General features: G+C 72.4%; 20 protein-coding genes and 1 other RNA gene. 9 read left to right on the forward strand and 12 right to left on the reverse strand.

Going from position 1 to position 21,618, the window contains the following annotated elements:
• The first annotated feature begins 116 nt into the window (after nt 1-116).
• Entirely contained in the window at nt 117-479 is a 363-nt protein-coding gene (uraH, locus tag V3T34_RS20115; RefSeq protein ID WP_305078255.1) for a hydroxyisourate hydrolase, read from the forward strand.
• A 25-nt stretch (nt 480-504) separates the two neighbouring features.
• Here uraH and V3T34_RS20120 read toward each other — a convergent pair whose 3' ends face one another.
• Nucleotides 505-807 (reverse strand): hypothetical protein, encoded by a 303-nt coding sequence (locus V3T34_RS20120; RefSeq protein WP_060850673.1) that lies wholly within the window; start codon nt 805-807, stop codon nt 505-507.
• Nucleotides 808-1,122: 315 nt separating this feature from the next.
• Between V3T34_RS20120 and V3T34_RS20125 the strand changes: the two genes are divergently transcribed.
• Entirely contained in the window at nt 1,123-1,401 is a 279-nt protein-coding gene (locus tag V3T34_RS20125; protein WP_060850672.1) for a DUF6894 family protein, read from the forward strand.
• A 221-nt stretch (nt 1,402-1,622) separates the two neighbouring features.
• Nucleotides 1,623-1,874 (forward strand): hypothetical protein, encoded by a 252-nt coding sequence (locus V3T34_RS20130; protein WP_060850671.1) that lies wholly within the window; start codon nt 1,623-1,625, stop codon nt 1,872-1,874.
• Between the two features lie 196 nt (nt 1,875-2,070).
• On the opposite strand, the gene V3T34_RS20135 is transcribed toward V3T34_RS20130, so the two are convergent.
• The 7 genes from V3T34_RS20135 to V3T34_RS20165 form a co-directional block, all read right to left on the reverse strand.
• Nucleotides 2,071-3,585, reverse strand: coding sequence for a Do family serine endopeptidase (locus V3T34_RS20135; RefSeq protein ID WP_305078254.1), 1,515 nt, complete (start codon nt 3,583-3,585; stop codon nt 2,071-2,073).
• 160 nt (nt 3,586-3,745) lie between these two features.
• Nucleotides 3,746-3,940 carry a DUF2065 family protein gene (locus V3T34_RS20140; RefSeq protein WP_060850669.1) on the reverse strand — a complete coding sequence of 65 codons (195 nt, stop codon included), beginning with the start codon at nt 3,938-3,940 and terminating at the stop codon, nt 3,746-3,748.
• 174 nt (nt 3,941-4,114) lie between these two features.
• Nucleotides 4,115-5,044 carry a protease modulator HflC gene (gene hflC, locus V3T34_RS20145; RefSeq protein ID WP_060850668.1) on the reverse strand — a complete coding sequence of 310 codons (930 nt, stop codon included), beginning with the start codon at nt 5,042-5,044 and terminating at the stop codon, nt 4,115-4,117.
• A complete protein-coding gene (gene hflK / locus V3T34_RS20150) occupies nt 5,041-6,252 on the reverse strand; it encodes an FtsH protease activity modulator HflK (protein ID WP_060850667.1) in 1,212 nt (403 codons plus the stop codon). The genes hflC and hflK overlap by 4 nt, the downstream gene beginning before the upstream one ends.
• Before the next feature lie 208 nt (nt 6,253-6,460).
• Nucleotides 6,461-6,955 (reverse strand): dihydrofolate reductase, encoded by a 495-nt coding sequence (locus tag V3T34_RS20155; protein ID WP_305078253.1) that lies wholly within the window; start codon nt 6,953-6,955, stop codon nt 6,461-6,463.
• Nucleotide 6,956: 1 nt separating this feature from the next.
• Complete coding sequence (locus V3T34_RS20160) at nt 6,957-7,751, reverse strand: thymidylate synthase (RefSeq protein ID WP_091889351.1); 795 nt, start codon at nt 7,749-7,751, stop codon at nt 6,957-6,959.
• 158 nt (nt 7,752-7,909) lie between these two features.
• On the reverse strand, nt 7,910-8,653 hold the full coding sequence (locus V3T34_RS20165) for a CPBP family intramembrane glutamic endopeptidase (protein WP_305078252.1): 744 nt from the start codon (nt 8,651-8,653) through the stop codon (nt 7,910-7,912).
• Nucleotides 8,654-8,686: 33 nt separating this feature from the next.
• Here V3T34_RS20165 and ssrA point away from each other — a divergent pair.
• Nucleotides 8,687-9,051, forward strand: a transfer-messenger RNA (tmRNA) gene (gene ssrA / locus V3T34_RS20170).
• Between the two features lie 44 nt (nt 9,052-9,095).
• Entirely contained in the window at nt 9,096-9,755 is a 660-nt protein-coding gene (locus tag V3T34_RS20175) for an SspB family protein (protein ID WP_060850663.1), read from the forward strand.
• A 122-nt stretch (nt 9,756-9,877) separates the two neighbouring features.
• On the opposite strand, the gene V3T34_RS20180 is transcribed toward V3T34_RS20175, so the two are convergent.
• Nucleotides 9,878-11,269 carry a cytochrome P450 gene (locus V3T34_RS20180; protein WP_305078251.1) on the reverse strand — a complete coding sequence of 464 codons (1,392 nt, stop codon included), beginning with the start codon at nt 11,267-11,269 and terminating at the stop codon, nt 9,878-9,880.
• Nucleotides 11,270-11,372: 103 nt separating this feature from the next.
• Between V3T34_RS20180 and fumC the strand changes: the two genes are divergently transcribed.
• The 3 genes from fumC (at nt 11,373) to V3T34_RS20195 (ending at nt 13,485) form a co-directional block, all read left to right on the forward strand.
• Nucleotides 11,373-12,782: a class II fumarate hydratase gene (gene fumC / locus V3T34_RS20185; protein WP_060850661.1), complete on the forward strand. Its 1,410-nt coding sequence runs from the start codon at nt 11,373-11,375 to the stop codon at nt 12,780-12,782.
• A 77-nt stretch (nt 12,783-12,859) separates the two neighbouring features.
• A complete protein-coding gene (locus V3T34_RS20190; protein ID WP_060850660.1) occupies nt 12,860-13,051 on the forward strand; it encodes a DUF4169 family protein in 192 nt (63 codons plus the stop codon).
• A gap of 131 nt (nt 13,052-13,182) precedes the next feature.
• Complete coding sequence (locus V3T34_RS20195) at nt 13,183-13,485, forward strand: ribbon-helix-helix domain-containing protein (RefSeq protein ID WP_060850935.1); 303 nt, start codon at nt 13,183-13,185, stop codon at nt 13,483-13,485.
• Nucleotides 13,486-13,518: 33 nt separating this feature from the next.
• Here V3T34_RS20195 and V3T34_RS20200 read toward each other — a convergent pair whose 3' ends face one another.
• The 3 genes from V3T34_RS20200 to V3T34_RS20210 form a co-directional block, all read right to left on the reverse strand.
• Complete coding sequence (locus V3T34_RS20200) at nt 13,519-15,141, reverse strand: peptidoglycan L,D-endopeptidase MepK (RefSeq protein ID WP_407942737.1); 1,623 nt, start codon at nt 15,139-15,141, stop codon at nt 13,519-13,521.
• A gap of 280 nt (nt 15,142-15,421) precedes the next feature.
• The gene (locus V3T34_RS20205) at nt 15,422-17,530 is read right to left on the reverse strand and encodes a L,D-transpeptidase family protein (protein WP_305078250.1); all 2,109 of its coding nucleotides are present in this window, start codon (nt 17,528-17,530) and stop codon (nt 15,422-15,424) included.
• Between the two features lie 239 nt (nt 17,531-17,769).
• Entirely contained in the window at nt 17,770-19,257 is a 1,488-nt protein-coding gene (locus tag V3T34_RS20210; RefSeq protein WP_060850657.1) for a sigma-54-dependent transcriptional regulator, read from the reverse strand.
• A 315-nt stretch (nt 19,258-19,572) separates the two neighbouring features.
• Here V3T34_RS20210 and V3T34_RS20215 point away from each other — a divergent pair, with 315 nt between their 5' ends.
• Nucleotides 19,573-21,441: a M3 family oligoendopeptidase gene (locus tag V3T34_RS20215; RefSeq protein ID WP_305078249.1), complete on the forward strand. Its 1,869-nt coding sequence runs from the start codon at nt 19,573-19,575 to the stop codon at nt 21,439-21,441.
• Nucleotides 21,442-21,618 lie beyond the last annotated feature (177 nt).

The following is a 21,618-nucleotide window of genomic DNA, read 5'->3' on the forward strand; positions in this document are numbered from 1 at the left end:
GGGGCTCCGGCGGGGAGGGCGGCCATGCTCGGGCCCGGCCGCGGCCCGGTCAAGCCGTGCTTGACCGCCGGGCAGGCCTCGGGCACCCCGAACGAGCCCGAGACGGAGGCCCAGACATGTCGCCCGAGACGCCGCGCCTGACCACCCACGTGCTCGACACCGCCCATGGCCGCCCGGCCGCGGGCGTCGCGGTCGGGCTCTGGCGCCTCGCCGAGGGCAGCCGGGAGGAGGTCGCCCGCACCGTCACCAACGTCGACGGGCGCTGCGATGCGCCGCTTCTGGCCGGCCCGGCCCTGCAGCCGGGCATCTACGAGCTGGTCTTCGCGGTCGGTGCGTATTTCGCGGGTGTCGGCGATGCCGGGGCCAGCGACTTCCTGGACGACGTGCCCGTGCGCTTCGTGGTCCGGCCGGGCCTCGACCACTACCACGTCCCCCTGCTGATCGCGCCCTATTCCTACAGCACCTACCGGGGCAGCTGAGGCCCCGGGCGCGGCTCTCCGGCGGTCAGAGCATGCCCGCCTTCTGCCAGCCGCGGCGGCGCTCCATCAGGCCGTGCTCGCGGTAATGCAGCAGCGGGTTCACGCCGGCCCGCGCCACGTCCGGGTTGGCCGAGAGGTAGCCGCTGGTGCTGAACTCGGCGGAGGGGTCCCGCCCCTCGCGCCAGCCGAAATACAGGTAATGCTCGAACGGGTCGCAGCCCTCGGCCGCCACGTCCGGGTTCTTGCGGAGGTAATAGGCCGGGTCGAACCCCCCGATGAGAGCGGGCGGGCTGGCCTTGCGGCTCCAGTTGACGATGCGCCACAACATCGGACGTTTCGGGCTCCCACGGGAGGGCCGAGCGACGCCGGTATTCGATGACCTAGCGTTCAGCCGGATTCCCGAACCACAGCAAACCTGAATCGCAGGCTCCGTGCAAGTGGCCGGATCACCGACTTACGATCGCAGCGGCCCCCCTTTTCGGACGAGGATTATTTTTGCGTTTGCGAGATCGGAACGGGTCCGCCGGCCGGCCGGTCGCGCGGCGGCCCGGCCCCGGCTCGGCATTGCACCACCGGACGGGGGGGTGGTGCCGGCGGAGCGGACCGGGCAGGAAGAGGACGGATGCAGACGACAGGATCAGCCATGCCGCGATACTTCTTCAATACGCAGATCGGCGAAGACGTCATCACCGATCTGAACGGCGAGGAGCTGCGCGATCCCGATCATGCCTGGGAGGCGTCGCGCGCGATCATCCACGCGATGGTGCAGGATCCGAAGATGGCGCAATCCGGCAACCAGGACCGGCTGCTTGCCGCCATCCTGGTGGTGACCGACGAGGCCGGCGAGGTGGTGCTGGAATTCCCTTTCGCGGAGGCGCTGGCCGCCGACGCACCCTTGGCCGACGCGCCGAGCCTCCATTAGCCCGCGGCCTGCGGCCCCGCCCGGCCTGGTCGGGGACACCCGCCCGGGCAAGATCGGCTGTCAGTCCTCGCCGGGGCGAATCGGCGCGCCGGCGTGACAAATCGCGGCCGCGCCCCATATGTCCAAGTGGCGCCCGGGGGCGAGCCGCACCCGGCGGCCCGTTCGGCCCGGCCGCCCCCCGGGGTCGCGGCTCGCCCGCGCCCCGTACGAGGGATGACGTCATGGCGACCCAAGACAGCACTGCGCGCGGACAGGCCGAGACCCGCGCGGCTCGGGCCCAGATGCAGGCCGAAATGGCAGCGCAGGCCTGGGCCGACCTCGCCAGCGCCGAACGCAACCGCGACGACAACACCGCCCGCCTGAAGGCCTTGCGCCTCGCCCGCGAGGCCGAGGCCGAGGCCGTCGTCGCCGCCAAGCCCGCCCCGAAGCCGCGGGCGAAGAAGGCCACCGTCCGGGCCCGCGCGGCGACCTGATTTTCTGAGCCTTCGCCCGGCGGCGCGAACGGCCCCGGTCGCAGCAAAGCCCGGGATCGTCCCTTCCTGCGGGGAGGGGACGATCCCGGGCTTTTCCGTGTCTGCGAGACGGGAGGAGGGGGCGGTCCGGCCGGGCGGGAGCGAGGCCGGAACGCGCCGTGCGTTCGGCGGGCACGGGGGCCCGCCGCCCTCACCGCTACTCGAGGCTGAGCGCCACGAACCGCACCTCGCCGTCCTTGTTGGCGACGAGGAGCAGCGCCGACTTGCGGCCGTCCTTCTTGATCTGGTCGATGCGCCGGGTGACGTCGGTGGGCGAGGTCACCGCCTCCTGGCCGACCTCGACGATCACGTCGCCGGGCTGGATGCGCTTGTCGGCGGCGTTGGAGTTCGGGTCGACCCGGGTGACCAGCACGCCCTTGACGCTGTCCTTGACGCCGAAGCGCTTGCGTCCCTCGTCGGACAGGCCCGAGAGGTTCAGGCCGAGCGCCTGACGGGTGACGTCGGCGTTGGGCTGCGGCTTGCTGAGGGCGGCCTGCTGCTGCGGCTTGTCGCCATCCTCCAGGCGGCCGAGCGTGACCTGCTTGGTCTGCTCCTGGCCCTTGCGGATCGTGGTCACGTCCACGACCTTGCCGACCGGGGTCGAGGCGACGATGCGGGGCAGGTCGCTCGAGCTCTTGACGTCGACGCCGTTGAACTTGGTGATCACGTCGCCGACCTCGAGGCCGGCGGTGCGGGCCGGGCCCTTGTCGTCGACGCCGGCGATCAGCGCGCCGCGGCCGCCGCCCTTGAGGCCGAGCGCCTCCGCGGTGGTGTCGTCGACGTTCTGGATCCGCACGCCGAGCCAGCCGCGGCGCACCTCGCCGAACTGCCGCAGCTGGTCGATCACCGGGCCGGCGGTGGCGGTGGGGACGGCAAAGCCGATGCCGACCGAGCCGCCGGTCGGCGACAGGATCGCGGTGTTGATGCCGATCACCTCGCCGTTCATGTTGAACAGCGGACCGCCCGAGTTGCCCTTGTTGATGGCCGCGTCGGTCTGGATGTAGTTGTCGTAGGGGCCCGACTCGATGTTGCGGCCGCGCGCCGAGACGATGCCGGCCGAGACCGAGCCGCCCAACCCGAACGGGTTGCCGATCGCGATCACCCAGTCGCCCGGGCGCATCTTCTCGGAATCGCCGAGCGGGACGGACTTCAGCGGCCGGTCGGGATCGGGCTTCACCCGCAGCACCGCGAGGTCGATCTTCGAATCCTTGCCGATGATCTCGGCCTTCAGCTTGCGGCCGTCGTGCAGGATCACCTGGATGTCGTTGGCGTCGCCGATGACGTGGTTGTTGGTGACGACGATGCCGGACGAGTCGATGATGAAGCCCGAGCCGAGCGAGTTCGAGCGGCGCGGCGCACGCGGCTGGCTCTCGGCCCCGCCGCCGCCGCCCTGGCCGCGGCGGTTGAAGAACTCCTCGAACAGGTCCTCGAACGGGGTGCCCTGGGGCAGCTGCGGCAGGGTACGGCCGCGCGCCTCCACGGTGGTCGAGGCCGAGATGTTGACCACCGCATCCGTCACCTGGTCGGCGAGGTCGGCCAGCGATTCCGGCCCCTTGGCCAGGGCGACGCCGGGCAGCGACGCGGTGCCGACGGAGAGCGCCAGGAGCGCTCCGGCGAGGGCGGGCAGGCGCCGTCTCGCGAAGGCGGAGTTACGGCGCGAGGAAGCGGCCATCTTGGGAACCTCGTTGGGCAATAGGCGTCAAGGGTGTCACGGCACGGGCCGGCGCGGGGACGCGTCGGTCCCGCCCGCGCGGCCCGGGCAGCCCCGGCGCGGAGCCGGGAGCGTGCCTTAAGATCGTCTCCCGGCGGAACGGTTCAAGTCCCGCGACAACTCAGCCGAAGAGCAGGCGCACCACGCCGACCACGACGACGCCCGCCACCGCCGAGACGAGGCCGACGAGGCGCATCCGCTCCATCGGGGATTGCGAGGCTTCCTGCATCGCCCGGCGCATCGCCCCCGGGAAGGCGGCGCAGAGCAGGCCCTCGATGGCGAGCGCGAGGCCGAGCGCCGCGGCGAGGTCCTTCACGGTTTCCCCAAGGCGCGTCGCGCCCCTTCCGTTTCCCCCTGCGGTCGCATCTTCGTGTCGTCTCCGCCGCCCGGCCGGCCCGTACGGCCGCCGTCACACGCAAATGCGCCCCGCCGAGGCGGGGCGCTGGATGTCGTCACAGGTCGAGCCGGTCCCGCGCAGGGCTCCGGCCGATCACTGGCCGGCTTGTGCCGGGGCCGGGGCCGCGGCGGGCCGGGCCCGGCCCTGCGGGTCGTTGAAGTAGCGGAAGAACTCCGAGCCGGGGCTGATCACCAGCCGCGTGTCGGGCCCGGTCAGGCCCTTCTCGTAGGCCTGCATCGAGCGATAGAAGGCGAAGAAGTCCGGATCCTGGCCGAAGGCCTCGGCGAGGATGCGGTTGCGGTCCGCCTCGCCCTGGCCGCGGAGCTGGTCCGCCTTCTGGTTGGCCTCGGCGAGCAGGACCGTCACGTCGCGGTCGGCCCGCGCCTTGATGGTCGCCGCCACCTGGGCGCCGTTGGCGCGCAGGTCCGCCGCCTCGCGCTCGCGCTCGGTGCGCATCCGCTGGTAGACCGCCTGCGAGTTCGCCGCCGGCAGGTCGACGCGGGTCAGGCGCAGGTCGACGATCTCGATGCCGAGGTTCTTCGCCTGCCGGTTCACCTCTTCCTGGATGCGGTTCATCAGGGCTTCGCGCTGGGTGCGCACGATGGCGTCCCGCGAGGCGCTGGCGAGCACGTTGCGCATCGCCGCGTTGGTGAAGCTGCCCAGGCGCTGGTTGGCGACCTGGATGTTGTTCACCGCCTGGTAGAAGCGCAGCGGATCGATGATCTTGTAGCGGGCGAAGGCGTCGACCTCGAGGTTCTGGCGGTCGGCCGACAGCACGGTCTGCACCGGCAGGTCGAGGTCGAGCAGCCGCTTCTCGAACATCGTGACGCTCTCGAGGAACGGCACCTTGAAGTACAGGCCCGGCTTGTCGGTGCCGGCCTGGTTCAGCACGGTGCGCACCCGGCCGAACTGCAGCACCAGGGCCTGCTGGGTCTGCCCGACCGTGAAGGCCGAGGCGTAGATCACCACCAGGACGAGGGCGCCGAGGACGACGAGGCCGGTGCGGAGGGCGTTGCCGTTCATCGGGCGCTCCCCTGGGCCGAGGTGCCGGGACGGGTGGCGAATTCCTGCAGCGGCAGGACCGGCACCACGCCGGCGGCGGCAGCGCCGGCGCCCGCCGTGGCGCCCTGGTCGATGATCACCTTGTTCACGCCGCCCAGAACCTTCTCCATCGTGTCGAGGAACATGCGCTCGCGGGAGACCGCGGGCGCGAGCTTGTAGGATTCGTAGACCTCGCGGAAGCGCTGGGCCTGGCCGGTCGCCTCGGCGGTGGCCTGGGACTTGAACGCCTCGGCCTGCTGCACCGCCTGCGCGGCGCGGCCGCGGGCCTCCGGCACCATCCGGCTGGCATAGGTTTCGGCCTCGTTGCGGGCGCGGGCCGCGTCCTGCTGGGCCGCGTTCACGTCGACGAAGGCCTGGCGCACCTCGACGGGCGGGCTCACGCCCTGGAGCTGGACCACGTTGATCAGCACGCCGGCGCCGTAGGAATCGAGCGCCTTCTGGATGATCTGCTGCACCTCCTGCGCCACGCTCGACTGCTCGGTGGTCAGGATCGCCTGGATCTGGCGACGGCCCACCACCTCGCGCATCGCGCTCTCGGCCACCGACTTGATGGTGCCCTCGGGGTTCTGCAGGTTGAACACGAAGTCCTCGGCCTTGGCCGGGTTGACGCGCCACTGCACGTCGAAATCGATGTCGACGATGTTGTCGTCGCCCGTCAGCATCAGGCTCTCCTCGGGAACGTCCCGGGAGCGCTGGGCGCCGATGCCCGAGCGGTAACCGATCTGGATGCTGCGCGACTCGCCGACATTCGGCTTGACCACGGCGCCGATCGGGTAGGGGAAGTTGTAGCGCAGGCCCTCGCCGGACTGGCCGGTGTAGCGGCCGAACACCGTGTTGATGCCGACCTGGTTGGGCAGCACCGTGTACCAGCCGGTCATCAGCCAGAGCGCCAGCACGACCAGCACCGCCAGGGCCGCGCCCTTGGCGCCGACCGAACCGCCGCCGGGCATCAGGTTGCGCAGGCGGTCCTGGCTCCGACGCAGCAGATCCTCGAGGTCCGGCGGCTGGTTGCCGCCGCCCGATCCCCCGCCGCCGCCCCACGGGCCGCCGCCGCCACCGCCGCCCGAGCCGCCGCCCCAGGGGCCGCCGCCATTGCCGCCGCGGTTGCCCCAGGGACCACCCCCGTTGCCGCCGCCGCCGCTACCGCCGCTCTGATTGCTCCAAGGCATGCTCGCCCACGTCCTTTCCCGGCCGGCACGCCCCGCGCTGTCTCTCGCGTCCCGCACGGCACTCGCATCACTCTCGTACTCGCTCTCTTGCGATATCGGACGAGCCCCACGCGAAAGCAACCTCCGGTCCCGCTCCAATTCTCAAGGTTCGTGCGCCGCCGCGGGAGTACCATCGCCGCACCCGGGGAATTGAGATGGCCGGACCGTCTCAGACGTGCCGTTCCAGCGTCGCGAACCGGAAGGCGTGCTCGTCCTCCGGCCCGGACGGGTGGGCCTCGGACGCGACCTCGCGGAAATCGGCGGGGATCTCGGGGAAGCGCGCGTCGCCGTCCGGCGCCGTATCGACCTCGGTGAGGTGGATGCGGCCGGCCCGTGCCATGGCCAGCGCGTAGATCTCGCCGCCGCCCGCCACCATCACTTCCTCGACCGGCCCGGCGAGCCGCAGGGCGTCGTCGAGACTCGTCGCCCGCTCCACGCCGGGCGCCGTCCAGGCGGGATCGCGGGTCATCACGATCACCCTCCGCCCCGGCAGCGGCCGGCCGATCGAGTCCCAGGTCTTGCGGCCCATCACCACCGGCTTGCCCATGGTGAGGGCGCGGAAGCGGCGGAGGTCGCTGCGCAGGCGCCAGATCAGCGAGTTGTCGCGGCCGATGACACCGTTCCTGGCGACCGCGGCGATCAGGGTGACGAGGGGAGGGGACATCCTAGACGGCCACCGGCGCCTTGATCGCCGGGTGCGGGTCGTAGCCCTCGATGGCGATGTCGTCGTAGCGGTAGTCGAACAGCGAACGCACCGACGGGTCGAGGTGCAGGCGCGGCAGCGGGCGGATCTCGCGGGAGAGCTGCTCGCGGGCCTGCGCGACGTGGTTGGAATAGAGGTGCGCGTCGCCCAGCGTGTGGACGAAGTCGCCGGGGGTGAGGTCGAGCACCTGCGCCATCATGTGGGTGAGGAGCGCGTAGGACGCGATGTTGAACGGCACGCCGAGAAACACGTCGGCGGAGCGCTGGTAGAGCTGGAGCGAGAGCCGGCCGTCGGCGACGTAGAACTGGAACAGGCAGTGGCAGGGCGCGAGCGCCATCCGGTCGAGGTCGGCCGGGTTCCAGGCCGAGACGACGAGGCGGCGCGAATCCGGGTTGCGGCGGATCTCGTCGAGCACCCAGGCGATCTGGTCGACGCTGCCGCCGTCGGGCTTCGCCCACGATCGCCACTGCCGGCCGTAGACCGGGCCGAGGTCGCCGTGCTCGTCGGCCCACTCGTCCCAGATCGTCACCCCGTTCGCCTGCAGGTAGGCGACGTTGGTGTCGCCGGCGAGGAACCACAGGAGCTCGTGGATGATCGACTTCAGGTGCAGCCGCTTCGTCGTCACGAGGGGAAACCCCTCGGCGAGGTCGAACCGCATCTGGTGCCCGAACACCGAGAGGGTGCCGGTGCCGGTCCGATCCTGCTTCTCGACACCGTCGTCGAGGATGCGCTGGAGGAGGGCGTGGTAGGGGCGCATGGCGGGCTTCCGCGTGGAGCGAGGATTCGGGGCGCCGCGCGGCGCTCGAGAAACCCCTCTGTGTCGATGCGTCGGTGGAGGAACGGTTCCCGGCCCGGCCGCGTGATGGAGCAGGATAGCGCGTCGCCGGCCCGGGCGTGAGACGCGCGGCGGCGGATTCAGCCGGTGCTCCACACCCGCGCCAGCACCACGGCGCCGTTGCTGAGCGCGTGGAGCGCGATGCAGGGCCACAGGCTGCCGGTCCACAGCCGCATCGCGCCGAGCGCCACCCCGAGGGGCAGGACCGAGACCGGCTGGAGCAGGCCGCGCTCGGCGTGGCAGAGCCCGAAGACCAGGGCGCCGACCGCGACCGTGGCGGCCGGCGGCAGGAGGGCGCGCAGGCGCGAGAAGAGGTCGCCGCGAAACAGCATCTCTTCGGCGAGCGGCGCCAGCATCACCAGCCACAGCGTCCAGGCCAGGAAGACCTCGCCGGTGAGGAACGGCGACAGGCGCCAGGCCCGGACCGGCACCGCTCCCGACAGGAGCAGGAGCCCCGCCGTCCAGGCGACCTGGAGCGGCGGCCAGAGAATCAGCAGGAGCACCGCGCGCCGGGGCAGCGCCGGCCGGGCAAAGCCGATCCTCTCCGGGGAGAACCGGGCGGCGGCCAGCACGAGGAGCGCCAGGGCGGCCGGGGGCAGCACCGTGAGGGCGAGCGCCGCCCGCTCAGGTCCGGTCAGGTCCGCGAACGGCAGCAGGCCGGGTGGCGGGGACGGCAGGCGCCGGGCGAGGGCGAGCGCGCCGAGAACGAGGCCGAACGCGGCGAGCTGGAGCAGCAGCGCCCGCAGGATCGCCGCCGCGACGGCCCAGGCCCGGCGGGGTCCGCCGCCGGGGTTCGGGGGAGCATTTCCGGGCGCCGGAGACACGCTTTGCGAAACGGATGCAGAATGGTGCGGGGCGGGCTTCAAAAGCGGCACGGAACCCCCTATATTCGCCTTGCCGGTCGCGAGGCCGGCTATGGCGATAAACGTTCTTCGGAATAAACCTATCGGACCCGGGGGCGGTACCCGGCGCCTCCACCCAAGCCCGGAACGGCCCGTTCGGTTCGGGCTTCGGCGGGGGCGAAATAGGATCGACGAGGGCGTAAAGGTTGAGCTTTCGCTCGGCATGGTTCCGCCGTTATCGGGCCAATGCAATAGTTGCCAACGACAACTTTGCTCCGGTGGCGGTGGCCGCGTAAGCGGTCCCCAATACCAAACGAAGTCCTACCGGGTAGCACCGAATAGGCGGGGTTCGGAGGCACCTGGCAACAGAAGCCTCCACTTCGAATTCTCTTCCCGCGAGCGATGCGGCGCCAGGCAACGGTTGATGGCAGACGATCTGATTCGCTACGATCTCCTGGTGCAGGATGCCCTGCGCAACGTCGTGCGCAAGGTTCTGGGCGATGCGGCGCGCGACGGCCTGGCCGGCGAGCACCATTTCTACGTCTCGTTCCGGACCGACTATCCCGGCGTGCGGGTCTCGCAGCGGCTGCGGGAAAAGTACCCGCAGGACATGACGATCGTCCTCCAGCACCAGTTCTGGGACCTCGGCGTCACCGAGCACACCTTCGAGGTCGGCCTGTCCTTCTCCGGCGTGCCGGAGCGGCTGCTGGTGCCGTTCGAGGCGGTGACCGGCTTCTTCGATCCGTCGGTGCAGTTCGGCCTCAAGTTCGAGCTGAACGACGGCACCGCGACCGCCGAGGACGCGGCCCCGACCCCGGCTCCCTCGCCCCTGCGGGCGATCCGCGGCGCCGGCTCGGAGCCGAGCGAGTCGCTGCCCAAGGTCCCGGCGATCGGCAGCAACGTGCCCAAGATCCTGCCGGCCGCGAAGATCGACCTCAAGGCCGACGCCAAGGCCAAGGACGGCGCGGGCAACGACGAGACGGATGGCGGCGAGGCCAAGCCCGACGAGGCCGCCGAACGAACCGACGCCCCTCAGGAGGGTGCGTCCGTCGTCAGCCTGGACGCGTTCCGCAAGAAGAGCTGAGCCGAGCCGCCGGTAGCGTTCCGGCCCGCTCGCTCCCTTCGCATTCACCATCAGAGCCGTTCGGACGCCGTCTTCATCGGCCTCCGAACGGCTCTTTGCGTTTGGCCTGGCTCGGGTGCGCCTCACCCCCGCGCCGTCACCCGCATCCGCAGGCCGTCCTGCGGCCGGAGCGTCACCCGGTGCAGCGGCACCACCGGCCCGGCCTCCGGCGCCCGGTCGAGTCGCACGGCGTGCAGGACGTGGGCGAGCACCAGGGTCGCCTCCATCACCGAGAAGCTCGCGCCGATGCAGACCCGCGGGCCGGCCCCGAACGGCAGGTAGGCGTAGCGGTCGATCCGGGCACGGTTCTCCGGCAGGAAGCGCTCGGGGATGAAGGCGTCGGGCTCGTCCCACAGCCGGCGGTGGCGGTGGAGCACGTAGGGGGCGACCGTCACCAGCGAGCCGCGCGGGATCTTGATCCGGCCGATCCGGTCCTCGGCCAGCGCCTGCCGGCTCATGAACGGCACCGGCGGAAACAGGCGCATCGCCTCCTCCAACGCCGCCTTGGTGCGGGGCAGGGCCTCCAGGCCCGGGGCCGGGTTTTGGGCGAAGGCCGCGTCGATCTCGGCCTCGACCGCCTCGCGCGCCGTTTCGTCCTGCGACAGGCAGTAGAGCGTCCAGGTCAGGGCGTTGGCGGTGGTCTCGTGGCCTGCGCCGATGAAGGTGACGATGTTGGCCCGCACCTCGAGGTCGGAGAGGCCGCGGCCGGTCTCCGGGTCCTGCGCCTGGAGAAGGAGTGTCAGGAGGTCGTGCGGCGCCTCCTCGCCGGAGGCGACGAGGGCGCGGCGGCGCTCGATCAGCTCGTCCACGACCTCGGCGAAGAAGCGTAAGGCCGGCCGCGCCTTGAGCCGGCCGATCCGCGGCAGCCAGTCGGGCATGCCGAACACGTCGAGGGGGTCGATCGGCCCGAGCGCCTCGAAGTAGCGGGTGATCGCGCGCCCGAGCGCGTCGGGCTCGCGGGCGAGGCCATGGGTGAAGATCGTGCGTTCCAGCACGTCGAGGGTGACCCGGGTCATCTCGAGGCCCGCATCGACGCTCTGGCCGTCCCGGCGCTTGAGCCGGCGGGCGAGGCGGGCGGCGGCCCCCGCCATCGGTGCCTCGAAGCGGGCGACGTGGCGGGGCGAGAAGATCGGCGCGAGGGTGCGCCGCTGCAACCGCCACTCGTCGCCCTCCGCGGTCAGCAGCCCGTTGCCGAGGCCCGGCGCCAGCACCCGGCGCTGCAGGTCGTCCTTGCGGTAGTTGGCGGCGTTGTCGACCATCACGTGGCGGATCGCCGAGGGCTCGCTCACCACCGTGACGCGGCCGAGCGCCCCCTCGCCGGTGACGATCGGCTTCTCGAAGTGCTCCTCGTACCAGGTGGTCAGCGGGTTGGCGCGCGCCGCGCGCAGGAAGCTGAACAGCCCCATCGGCTCGGTCCTCGGGCGGGGCACGGCGGGACGGAAGGGGGCGGCCACGGCCGCCGCGGGGGAGGTCATCCGGACTCCTTGAGCGTGGCGTGATTCGGGGCGTGCCGGGGCATCGCGCAATCGCCGCTCATGGCTTAAGTAGGCGCCGTTTCGCACCGCCAAAGAGGCCAAGATGTCGCCGACCGAGACAACCACCCGCACGGAATCCGATACGTTCGGGCCGATCGAAGTCCCGGCGCACCGCTACTGGGGTGCCCAGACCCAGCGCTCGATCCAGAACTTCCGCATCGGCACCGAGCGGATGCCGGCGCCGCTCGTCCACGCGCTGGGCCTCGTCAAGCAGGCCGCGGCGCTGGTGAACCGCGACCTCGGCGTGCTCGATCCGAAGCTGGCCGAGGCCATCGCGGCCTCCGCCGCCGAGGTGGTCGAGGGCCGCTACGACGACGAGTTCCCGCTGGTGGTCTGGCAGACCGGCTCGGGCACGCAGTCGAACATGAACGCCAACGAGGTCATCGGCAGCCTCGCCAACGAGCGTCTCGGCGGCCAGCGCGGCGGCAAGTCGCCGGTGCACCCCAACGACCACGTCAACCGCGGCCAGTCCTCGAACGACGTCTTCCCGACCGCGATGCACATCGCGGTGGCGCGCGAGATCAACGACCGGCTGATGCCGGCGCTCCGGCACCTGCACGGCGCCCTCGACGCCAAGGCGAAGGATTTTGCCGAGATCGTCAAGATCGGCCGCACCCACCTGCAGGACGCGACCCCGGTCACGCTGGGCCAGGAATTCTCCGGCTACGCCGCGCAGGTGGCGCTCGGTGGCGCCCGCGTCGGAGCGACCCTGCCGGGCGTGCTGGCGCTGGCGCAGGGCGGCACCGCGGTCGGCACCGGCCTCAACGCGCATCCAGAATTCGCCGAGAAGTTCGCCGCCAAGGTGGCGGAGCTGACCGGGCTGTCCTTCACCTCGGCCGAGAACAAGTTCGAGGCGCTGGCGACCCACGACGCCCTGGTGTTCACGCAAGGGGCGCTCAACGCGCTGGCGAGCGGCCTGTTCAAGATCGCCAACGACATCCGGCTGATGGGCTCGGGGCCCCGCTCGGGCCTCGGCGAGATCTCGCTGCCCGAGAACGAGCCCGGCTCGTCGATCATGCCCGGCAAGGTCAACCCGACCCAGGCCGAGGCGCTGACGATGGTGTGCTGCCAGGTGATCGGCAACGGCACCACCGTGTCGATGGCCGGCAGCCAGGGCCACCTCGAGCTCAACGTCTACAAGCCGGTGATCGCCAACGCGGTGCTGCAATCGGTGCGGCTCTTGGCCGACGCCGCGGTGAGCTTCGCCGACAACTGCGTCGTCGGCATCAAGCCGAACCACGACCGCATCGCCGACCTGATGAGCCGCTCGCTGATGCTCGTCACCGCGCTCGCGCCCTCGATCGGCTACGACAAGGCCGCCGAGATCGCCAAGACCGCGCACAAGAACGGCACCACCCTGAAGCAGGAGGCCTTGCGCCTCGGCTACGTCACCGAGGAGCAGTTCGACGCGGTGGTGCGGCCGGAGGACATGCTGGCGCCGAGCGCCGAATAGGCCCACTCTGGCGTCGAGCCCCGCGCAGCCGGACGCCGCGCGGGGCGTTTCCACCACGGGGGCGCGGAGGATCGGGCATGGCCGAGATCATCAACCTGAAGCAGGTCCGCAAGGCCCGCGAGCGCGCCGCCAAGGACGCGCAGGCGGCGGAGAACCGCGTCGTCTTCGGCCGCCCCAAGGCAGCGAAGACCCGCGAGGAGGCCCGCAAGAGCCTGGAGTCCGCCCGCCATGAAGGCCACCGGCTGAAGACGCCCGACGGCGAGGCATGAGCCCGAAGGGCGGTCCGAGCGACGAGAGCCCGAAGGGCGGTCCGAGCGACGAGAGCCCGAAGGGCGGCCCGATAGACAAGAGCCCGGAGGGCGGTCCGAGAGGCGCCGGCCCGGAGGACGACCTCGCGGGCATGGACCCGGACAGCCCGCCGCCGGGTCGCCTGCCCGAGGGCGGGCTTCTCAAGCGCTCCCTCGTCATCGCCGGCCACCGCACCAGCGTCTCCCTCGAGGCGGCGTTCTGGGAGGCCCTGCGGCGGCTCGCGGCTGCCCGCGGCCTGTCGATCCAGGCGCTGGTCGGGCGGATCGACGCCGAGCGGGGCGAGCAGAACCTGTCCTCGGCGATCCGGGTCTTCGTCCTGCGGGCGGTGTGGCCCGGCGAGGATTCGGCCGGGCCCGCGGACATCCGGCGTGAGGCCCAGCCGGTCCGCGGGTGATCCCGCGTCTCGGTCCGGCGGCCGTGCCGGCCGTCAGCGCCGGCCGGTCGCGGATCCGCTGAAGCTACCGGTCTTCGTGGTCTCGTCGGTCGCGTCGCGATGGAGGCGGTTGGCGACTTTGCCGGCCGGGGCGACGACGAGGCCGGCGGGCGGGGCGCCGCGCTGGACCTTCTGCGAGACGTGGACGGGCGGGTGGGCCGCGGCCCCCTTGGCAGGCGGCGAGACCGGGGCGCCGGCGTTGAACGGGGCCCGCATCTGCGTCTTGATCTGCGTCTTGCCGTCGGCGCCGACCTTCGGCAGCGCGAAGGACGGGCTGATCGACGGTATCGCGCCGAGGCGCGGGCGGAGCATGGCGCCCAGGACGGCCGGATCGGCGTCGGCGGAGGCGACGTGGATCGAGGCGGGTCGCGCCGGAGGCAGCGGCACCGAGACGAGGGCGGCGGCGAGCGCGGTCGTCGGGGTCGCCGCCGCGATCGCGGTCGGCGCCGGGCCGGCGAATTCGGACGGCCGCCGGGGCGGCAGCGGTGCCGTCGCGAGGCGCGGCTTCTCGGGTTTCTCCGGCGCCTCGGGGGCCTCCGGCTCGGCGGCGCCGGTCGTCGCGTCGGGCGCTGCCGCCGCGGCGGGCGCCTCCTGCGGCGCGACCGGCTCCGGCACGCGCAGGGCGGCCTGGCGGGGGGCCGCCTCCGGCATGAGGGCGCTCGGGGCCGCCGCGTCGGCATAGGCCATGGCGGTACGGCTGGCGGCCTCGTCCGGCTGGGCGCTCGCGAGCGCCACCGGGCGGACCCGGCCGGAGCGCGAGGACAGCACCACCGGTGCGGGCGGCGGGGGGGCGGCGGGCTTGGCGCCGCCGAACAGCATCGCGAAGAACTGGCCGACGACGTTCGGGCTGTCCTCCTCGTCCGCCGCGGCGATGGCTTGGTTCACGCCCATCACGGTGCCGCCGCGGGAGAGGATCTCCGCCTTGGCCATCTCGTAGCCCGGCATCGGCCGGCCGTCGGCCGGCAGGTGGACGGTGCGGCCGTCGGGGAAGAGGCGGGCGAGCTGGTCGTGGCTCATCCGCGGCCAGGAGCGCACCGAGCCGACGTCGAGGTGGACGAACGGGCTGTTGGCCTGCGGATACCAGCCGACGCCGCCGCGCTGCATCTGCATGCCGATCGCCCGGATCCGGTCGATCGAGACGTCGGCGAGGTAGAAGTCCATCGCCTTGCCGAGCATGTGCTGGCTGTGCTCGGCCACCGCGCGGGAGCGGCGGCGCAGGGCGGCGTTGGTCTGGGGCGAGCGGTAGGCCGAGACGACGTGGATGGCGTCCTGCGAGCCGACGGCGCGGTGGGCCTCCCACACCACGTCGAACAGGCGCGGGTCCATCTTGGTCGGCTCGTCGAGGCGCCAGTCGCGCAGGAGCCAGTTCAGCTGCTCCAGGGCGGCCCGGTCGTAGCGCCCGTCACGCTTGAACGTGATCGCGGCGCTCTCCTTGGTGTGCTCGTGGAAGATCGAGATCGTTCGGGTATCGCCGTTGGCGACCGCGTCCTGCGTGCCGCTGGTCGAGCCGAGCACGGCGCCCAGGCAGGCTACCAGCGCCAGCGCGGCGCGGCGGCAGGAGCGGGATCCCCGGGTCGGGTCGGCCGCCCCGCGGCCGGCACGCTTGAGCGCTCGCACGATCCCTCATCCTCACTCGGGCCGACGGGCCCACATGGTGAACGCAGGGTTGCCGAGAACCGTAAACAAAGGGTTAGCGGGTCCCCGCGACAGGACCCGAAGAGGGCTAGGCCGTAACCGTGGCGAAAATCGGCCCCGCTTCACGTTTCCGTGCGGGACGGATGCGCGAGGGCTCGACGCGCGCGCGGCCGCGACCCCGAACGGGATCGCGGCCGGCCGTCGCGGGCCGCGCGAGCGGCCCGGAGCAGGGGAGGGATGGCCTGGACGGGGCCCGCGGCCCCTACCACCAGCCTCGGCGGATCGCCCCGGTCTCGCCGAAATAGTCCGGGGCCGGCTGCACCACGGCGGGCTCCTGCGGTTCGGTCGCGGTGGCGACCGGGCGGCGCGGGGCCGGGCGGGGCGCGGCCTGCTGCTGGGCCAGGTCCCGGTCGCGGCGCGGTGCGGCGGCGGGGGCGCCGGATGGCGTCCCGGCGGGCTTGGCGACCTTCGGCTTGTGGCCGGCCTCGGGCGGCAGCGCCTCGTTCGAGAGGCCGAGCGCCACCTTCACCCGGGCGTTGACGCCGTAGAGGTCCGGCAGGCTGCGCAGGGCCCCGGTCCCGTCGGCCTCCAGGGTGAAGTAGGCCAGATGCACCGGGATCTTCTCGGGCAGCATCACGGTGCGCTCGCCCTTGCCGATCAGGCCTTTCAGCCGCTCGGTCGGCCAGCGCGGCCCGAGCACCATCTGGGCGAAGCGGAAGGGGTCGTCGACGCGCACGCAGCCGTGGCTCAGCGCCCGCTCGGAGCGGGAGAACAGGGTGCGGTTCGGCGTGTCGTGCAGGTAGACCGCGTGGTCGTTGGGGAACATGAACTTGATGAAGCCGAGCGCGTTGCGCTCGCCCGGCGGCTGCCGGATGGCGATGCCGTTGCCGCGCTTGACCACCTGGTAGCCGAGGCGCGCCGCGTAGTTCGGGTCGCGGGCGAGGCCCGGCAGGAACTGGCTCTTGAGGATCGAGGGCGGCACCGTCCAGGACGGGTTGACCACCGCGTAGGTCATCTCGCCCGAGAAGATCGGGGTCGGGGAATCCGGCTTGCCGACGATGACCCGGGCCTCGTCGAGGACGCGGCCGTCGCGGATCACCCGCACCTTGTATTCGGGGATGTTGACGAAGACGTGGGTGCGGCCGAGATCGGCCGGCAGCCAGCGCCAGCGCTCCATGTTGGCGAGGAGGTCGGCCTCCTGCCGGTCCGGGCTCGGGCCGGCGAGGGCCGCCACCGTGGCGGGATCGAGGACCCCGCTCGCCTTCAGGCCACGCTGGCGCTGGAAGCTCGCCACCGCCGTCGCCACGCCCTCGTCGTAGGCGGTGGCGTCCTGGGCGCCGGTCAGGCCGAAGCGGGCGCGGATCAGCGGTACCCGCGCGTCGCGCATGCCGGCCTTGAGCGCCGGGCCCTTGGGCAGGCGCACCATCGGCACCGCGCGGTTCGGCTGCTGGGCGCGCAGGGAGGCGAGCCTGGCCTTGAGGGCGAGGTAGCCGGGCTGGGCCGGGTTGTAGGCCTGGAGCAGGGTGCCGGCATTCGTCGCGGCCGGGGTGAGCCGGGTCAGCACCGCGTCGGCCCCGGGCAGGTCGAGCTTCGGGGTGATGAAGCGCGACAGGCGCGACGGCTCGAGGCGCGCGCCGCGGGCGTCGCGGGCGTAGAGCACCGCCGCCGCCGACAGCTTCAGGTCGGCCTCGGCCCGGTCCGCCGCGGTGGCGTGGGGCGGATCGAGGAGCGGGATCGGGTAGGCGAGGGGGTCGAGCCCGTCCTCGCCCGCCGCCTGCAGCCGGGCGATCACCGCCTTGGCGGCGTCGGACCAGCCGCTCTCGGTCAGCCAGACCGACTTGAAGGCGCCGAGCGCGTAGAAGGCCTGCATCGCCTCGCGCTGCTTCGCGTTGAGGCGGCGGATCAGCGTGAAGGCCGGGTCGGCGAGGCGCGCCGCCACCACCTCGGCCACCGGGTCGCCGGGGGCGGGCGGCGGCAGGGCGGGAGCCGAGGCTTCCGCCGGGGCCGCCGGCACCTCGGGAGCGGGCGGGCTCGCGGCGGCCGGCGGCGTCGCCGGCACGGCCTCGGGCGAGACCGCGGCGGTCGCGGCCTTGCTCAGGTCGGGCTTGCTCGGGTCGACCTTGGGAGCCTCGACTTTGGGAGCCTCGGCCTTCGGGAGCGCGGCCTCGGGCGGGCTCGCGGCGGCGGCCCTGTCCGGGATCGTGGTGACCGCGGGGGGCGGCGCGGCTGCGCTCGCGGCGGCCTCGCCGGCCGTCGCCACCGCGGCGACGCCCTCGGCCCGTGCGCCCGGCTGGCCGGGCTGGGCCGCCAGCAGCACCGCGAGGGTCGCCGCTGCGCCGACATTCCGGCCGGTCCTGCGCTTGGGAGCCATGGTCCTCTCCTCGAAGCCGCGGCCGGGGAGCGGCCACGCTGGATAACTCGATCAGTCAGCACGTCGGTGCAGGCCGCACCATCGCATGGCTGCCACACCCGGGCGGAATGCCGCCCGGCCTCGTGCACGACGTGCGCCACGGCACGCGACAGTGTTCGCCGCGCGACATCGCTCGCGCTCCCCCGGCAGGGGAGCCCAGAGCCCGTCAAATGCGGTTTTCTTCGGACCGGACGGCAGAATCAGGCGGCGTCTTCCGCCTTCTCGTCGTCGAGGCCGAGTTCCTTCAACTTGCGATAGAGGGTCGAGCGGCCGATGCCGAGCCGGCGCGACACCTCGGACATTCGCCCGCGATAGAATTGCAGGGCATAGCGGATGATCTCGCCCTCCAGCCCCTCCATCGTCTTCATCTCGCCGGTCTCCTCGGCGACGAGGGAGAGGGCGTGGGGGTCGCGCACCTCGACCCGGACGATCTCGCGCACCGGGGCCGGCGCGGTGCCGGGCTCGGGCGAAGCGGGCGCCGCGGGGATGCGCACGTCGAAGCCCTGGACCTGGGCGGCGATCTGCGGGAATTCCGCGATCGTCAGCTCGTCGCCGTCGGCGAGCACCACGGCGCGAAACAGCGCGTTCTCGAGCTGGCGCACGTTGCCGGGCCAGTCGTAACGGGTGATCAGCGCCATCGCCTCCGCGGCGATGCCGCGGACCCGCTTGCCCTCCTCGGCCGCGAACCGGGCGCAGAACGAGCGGGCGAGGTCCGGGATGTCCTCGCGCCGGGCCCGCAGGGGCGGCAGGGTCATCGGGAAGACGTTGAGGCGGTAGTACAGGTCCTCGCGGAAGCGGCCCTGCTTCACGAGGTCGAGGAGCGAGCGGTTGGTCGCCGAGATCAGCCGGATGTCGACCCGCACGCTCTTGCGCCCGCCGACCGGATCGACCTCGCCCTCCTGCAATGCCCGCAGGAGCTTCACCTGCGCGTCGAGGGGCAGTTCGCCGATCTCGTCGAGGAAGAGCGTGCCGCCCGAGGCCTCGACGAACTTGCCGAGATGGCGCTCGGTGGCGCCGGTGAACGCCCCCTTCTCGTGGCCGAACAGGGTCGATTCGACGAGGTTGTCGGGGATCGCCCCGCAATTGACCGTGACGAACGGCTTGCCGCGGCGCTCGCCCGAGCCCTGGATCGCGCGGGCCAGCACCTCCTTGCCGACGCCGGACTCGCCCTCGATCAGCACCGGGATGTTCGATTTCGCCGCCCGCTCGGCGAGCCGCATCACCCGGCCCATGTCGGGGCTCTTCGAGGTGAGGTCGCGGAACGACAGGGCGCCCGACGCCCGCCGGCGCATCCGCCGGATCTCGTCCTGGAGCTGGTCGACCTGGAGGGCGTTGCGGATCGAGACCTGGAGCCGCTCGGGCCCGGCGGGCTTGACCACGAAGTCGATCGCGCCGGCCCGCATCGCGTTGACGACCGCGTCGATCGAGCCGTTCGCGGTCTGGACGATGACCGGCGTGTCGATGCCGGCCTTGCGGAGTTCCGCCAGCACGCCGAGCCCGTCGAGGTCGCCCGGCATGGCGAGGTCGAGGAGCACCACGTCGATGCCGGCATCGGGGGCGCGCAGCGCGTCGAGTCCGGCGGTCCCGCTCTCGGCGACCGCCGCGTCGTACCCGAGGCGCCGCACCATGGCCTCCGCCAGGCGGCGCTGCACGGGATCGTCGTCGACGATGAGGACCGTGGTGGTCATCTGCTCTCCTCGGTGGCCGGGGCGGCGGGTCGCGCCGCCCGGGCCTCGTTCCGTGTCCGGCGCCGCGCTCCGGCGAGGGGGCGGCACGAATCGCGGGGCTGTTTCGTTTCGAGCCGCATGCTGCGCCACAACCGTAAAGTCGCCCTTAACGCCAACGGACGGTTCCCGGCCTGCGGGCCGTCCGGCGGCACGGCACGTGCTCTGCCGATCCTTGCGCGGCAATCGCCGCCGCCTCGGTTGATCGCGGGCCGGTGGGAGCCGATATGTCCCGGCGCACGCCCGACACCGCCTTCGCGCCCCGAGAGGAACACCCCCATGCCCCAGAGTGCCGCCGCGCCGTCGGACAGCGCCCTGAGCACCGCCCAGGCCACGGCCCGCGCCGTCGATCTCGGGCCGCTGCCGGAATGGGACCTGTCGGACCTCTATGCCGGTCTCGACGACCCGGCCTTCGCGGCCGACCTCGCGCAGGCCGAGGCCGAGTGCCGGACCTTCGCGGAGAGCTATCGCGGCCGCGTCGCCGACCTCGTCGCGGGCGACGGGGCCGCCGACCGTCTCGGCACCGCGGTCGCCGCCTACGAGGCGATCGAGGACCGGCTGGGCCGGCTGATGTCCTATGCCGGCCTCGTCTACTCGGGCGACACCACCGACCCGGCCCGGGCGAAGTTCTACGGCGACACCCAGGAGCGCCTGACCGCCGCGGCGAGCGACCTGCTGTTCTTCACCCTCGAGCTCAACCGGATCGAGGACCGGCTGGTCGACGCGGCCGCCGCCCACCCGCCGCTGTCGCGCTACCGCCCCTGGCTCGAGGACATCCGCCGCGAGAAGCCGCACCAGCTCAGCGACGAAGCCGAGAAGCTCTTCCTCGAGAAGTCGGTGACCGGCCGCGCCGCCTGGAACCGGCTGTTCGACGAGACCATCGCATCCCTGCGCTTCCCCCTGCGGGGCGAGGAACTGACGCTGGAGCCGACCCTCAACAAGCTCCAGGATCCGGACGAGACCGTGCGCCGGGACGCGGCCGGCGCGCTCAGCAGCGTGTTTCGCACGAACCTGCGGGTGTTCACGCTGATCACCAACACGCTCGCCAAGGACAAGGAGATCTCCGACCGCTGGCGCGGCTTCGCCGACGTGTCGGATGCCCGCCACCTCGCCAACCGGGTCGAGCGCGACACCGTCGAGGCGCTGGTTGCCGCCGTGCAGGCGGCCTATCCGCGCCTGTCGCATCGCTACTACAAGTTGAAGGCGCGCTGGTTCGGCCGCGACAGCCTGGCCTACTGGGACCGCAACGCGCCGCTGCCGAAGGTCGAGCAGCGCACGATCCCCTGGGCCGAGGCGCGCGAGACCGTGCTGTCGGCCTACGGCGCCTTCTCGCCCAAGATGGCCGAGATCGCCCGGCGCTTCTTCGACGGCGGCTGGATCGACGCGCCGGTGCGCCCCGGCAAGGCGCCGGGCGCCTTCGCCCACCCGACCGTGCCCTCCGCCCATCCCTTCGTGCTCGTCAACTACCAGGGCAAGCCGCGGGACGTGATGACGCTCGCCCACGAGCTCGGCCACGGCGTCCACCAGGTGCTGGCGGGCCACAACGGCGCGCTGATGGCCCCGACGCCGCTGACGCTGGCCGAGACCGCCAGCGTGTTCGGCGAGATGCTGACCTTCCGGCGCGTGCTGGAGGCCACCACCGACCCGGTCCAGCGCCGGGCGATGCTGGCCGCCAAGGTCGAGGACATGATCAACACGGTGGTCCGCCAGATCGCGTTCTACGCCTTCGAGCGCAAGGTCCACCTGGCCCGGCGCGAGGGCGAACTGACCGCCGAGAAGATCTGCGAGCTGTGGATGTCGGTCCAGGCCGAGAGCCTCGGGCCGGAGATCCGCCTCGACGAGGGCTACGAGCCCTACTGGGCCTACATCCCCCACTTCATCCACTCGCCGTTCTACGTCTACGCCTACGCCTTCGGCGACTGCCTGGTGAACTCGCTCTACGGCGTCTACCAGGGGGCGAACGGGGCGCCGGCGGCGGAGGAGGCCTTCGTCGAGCGCTACTTCGCGCTGCTCGCCGCCGGCGGCAGCCGGCCCTACGGCGAGCTTCTGGCGCCGTTCGGGCTGGACGCCCGCGACCCGGCCTTCTGGCAGATCGGCCTGTCGATGATCGAGGGCATGATCGCCGAGCTGGAGGCGATGGAGGCGTGAGGGTGCCGGCCGGCGGCCGACGACCCGGCCGTCGCGTTTCAGGGTCGCGGATCGGTGGGTGAGGACTGCCAAGCCTCTCCTTGTCCCACTCGCGGCCTCATCCCGAGGTGTCAGTCGATCGCGGATCGACTGACCTCGAAGGAGGGCTCCAGGAATCTTCGTGCCTGCTGGAGGCCT

Source organism: Methylobacterium ajmalii (assembly GCF_036448855.1).
GTDB lineage: Bacteria > Pseudomonadota > Alphaproteobacteria > Rhizobiales > Beijerinckiaceae > Methylobacterium > Methylobacterium ajmalii.

Coding starts and splice junctions, on each gene's coding strand:
- uraH (WP_305078255.1), top strand. CDS start 117: ATGTCGCCCGAGACGCCGCGCCTGACCACCCACGTGCTCGACACCGCC.
- hflC (WP_060850668.1), bottom strand. CDS start 5,044: ATGAACGGCAACGCCCTCCGCACCGGCCTCGTCGTCCTCGGCGCCCTC.
- V3T34_RS20125 (WP_060850672.1), top strand. CDS start 1,123: ATGCCGCGATACTTCTTCAATACGCAGATCGGCGAAGACGTCATCACC.
- V3T34_RS20190 (WP_060850660.1), top strand. CDS start 12,860: ATGGCCGAGATCATCAACCTGAAGCAGGTCCGCAAGGCCCGCGAGCGC.
- V3T34_RS20210 (WP_060850657.1), bottom strand. CDS start 19,257: ATGACCACCACGGTCCTCATCGTCGACGACGATCCCGTGCAGCGCCGC.
- V3T34_RS20180 (WP_305078251.1), bottom strand. CDS start 11,269: ATGACCTCCCCCGCGGCGGCCGTGGCCGCCCCCTTCCGTCCCGCCGTG.
- hflK (WP_060850667.1), bottom strand. CDS start 6,252: ATGCCTTGGAGCAATCAGAGCGGCGGTAGCGGCGGCGGCGGCAACGGG.
- V3T34_RS20155 (WP_305078253.1), bottom strand. CDS start 6,955: ATGTCCCCTCCCCTCGTCACCCTGATCGCCGCGGTCGCCAGGAACGGT.
- V3T34_RS20205 (WP_305078250.1), bottom strand. CDS start 17,530: ATGGCTCCCAAGCGCAGGACCGGCCGGAATGTCGGCGCAGCGGCGACC.
- V3T34_RS20175 (WP_060850663.1), top strand. CDS start 9,096: ATGGCAGACGATCTGATTCGCTACGATCTCCTGGTGCAGGATGCCCTG.
- V3T34_RS20160 (WP_091889351.1), bottom strand. CDS start 7,751: ATGCGCCCCTACCACGCCCTCCTCCAGCGCATCCTCGACGACGGTGTC.
- fumC (WP_060850661.1), top strand. CDS start 11,373: ATGTCGCCGACCGAGACAACCACCCGCACGGAATCCGATACGTTCGGG.
- V3T34_RS20195 (WP_060850935.1), top strand. CDS start 13,183: ATGGACCCGGACAGCCCGCCGCCGGGTCGCCTGCCCGAGGGCGGGCTT.
- V3T34_RS20215 (WP_305078249.1), top strand. CDS start 19,573: ATGCCCCAGAGTGCCGCCGCGCCGTCGGACAGCGCCCTGAGCACCGCC.
- V3T34_RS20130 (WP_060850671.1), top strand. CDS start 1,623: ATGGCGACCCAAGACAGCACTGCGCGCGGACAGGCCGAGACCCGCGCG.
- V3T34_RS20135 (WP_305078254.1), bottom strand. CDS start 3,585: ATGGCCGCTTCCTCGCGCCGTAACTCCGCCTTCGCGAGACGGCGCCTG.
- V3T34_RS20120 (WP_060850673.1), bottom strand. CDS start 807: ATGTTGTGGCGCATCGTCAACTGGAGCCGCAAGGCCAGCCCGCCCGCT.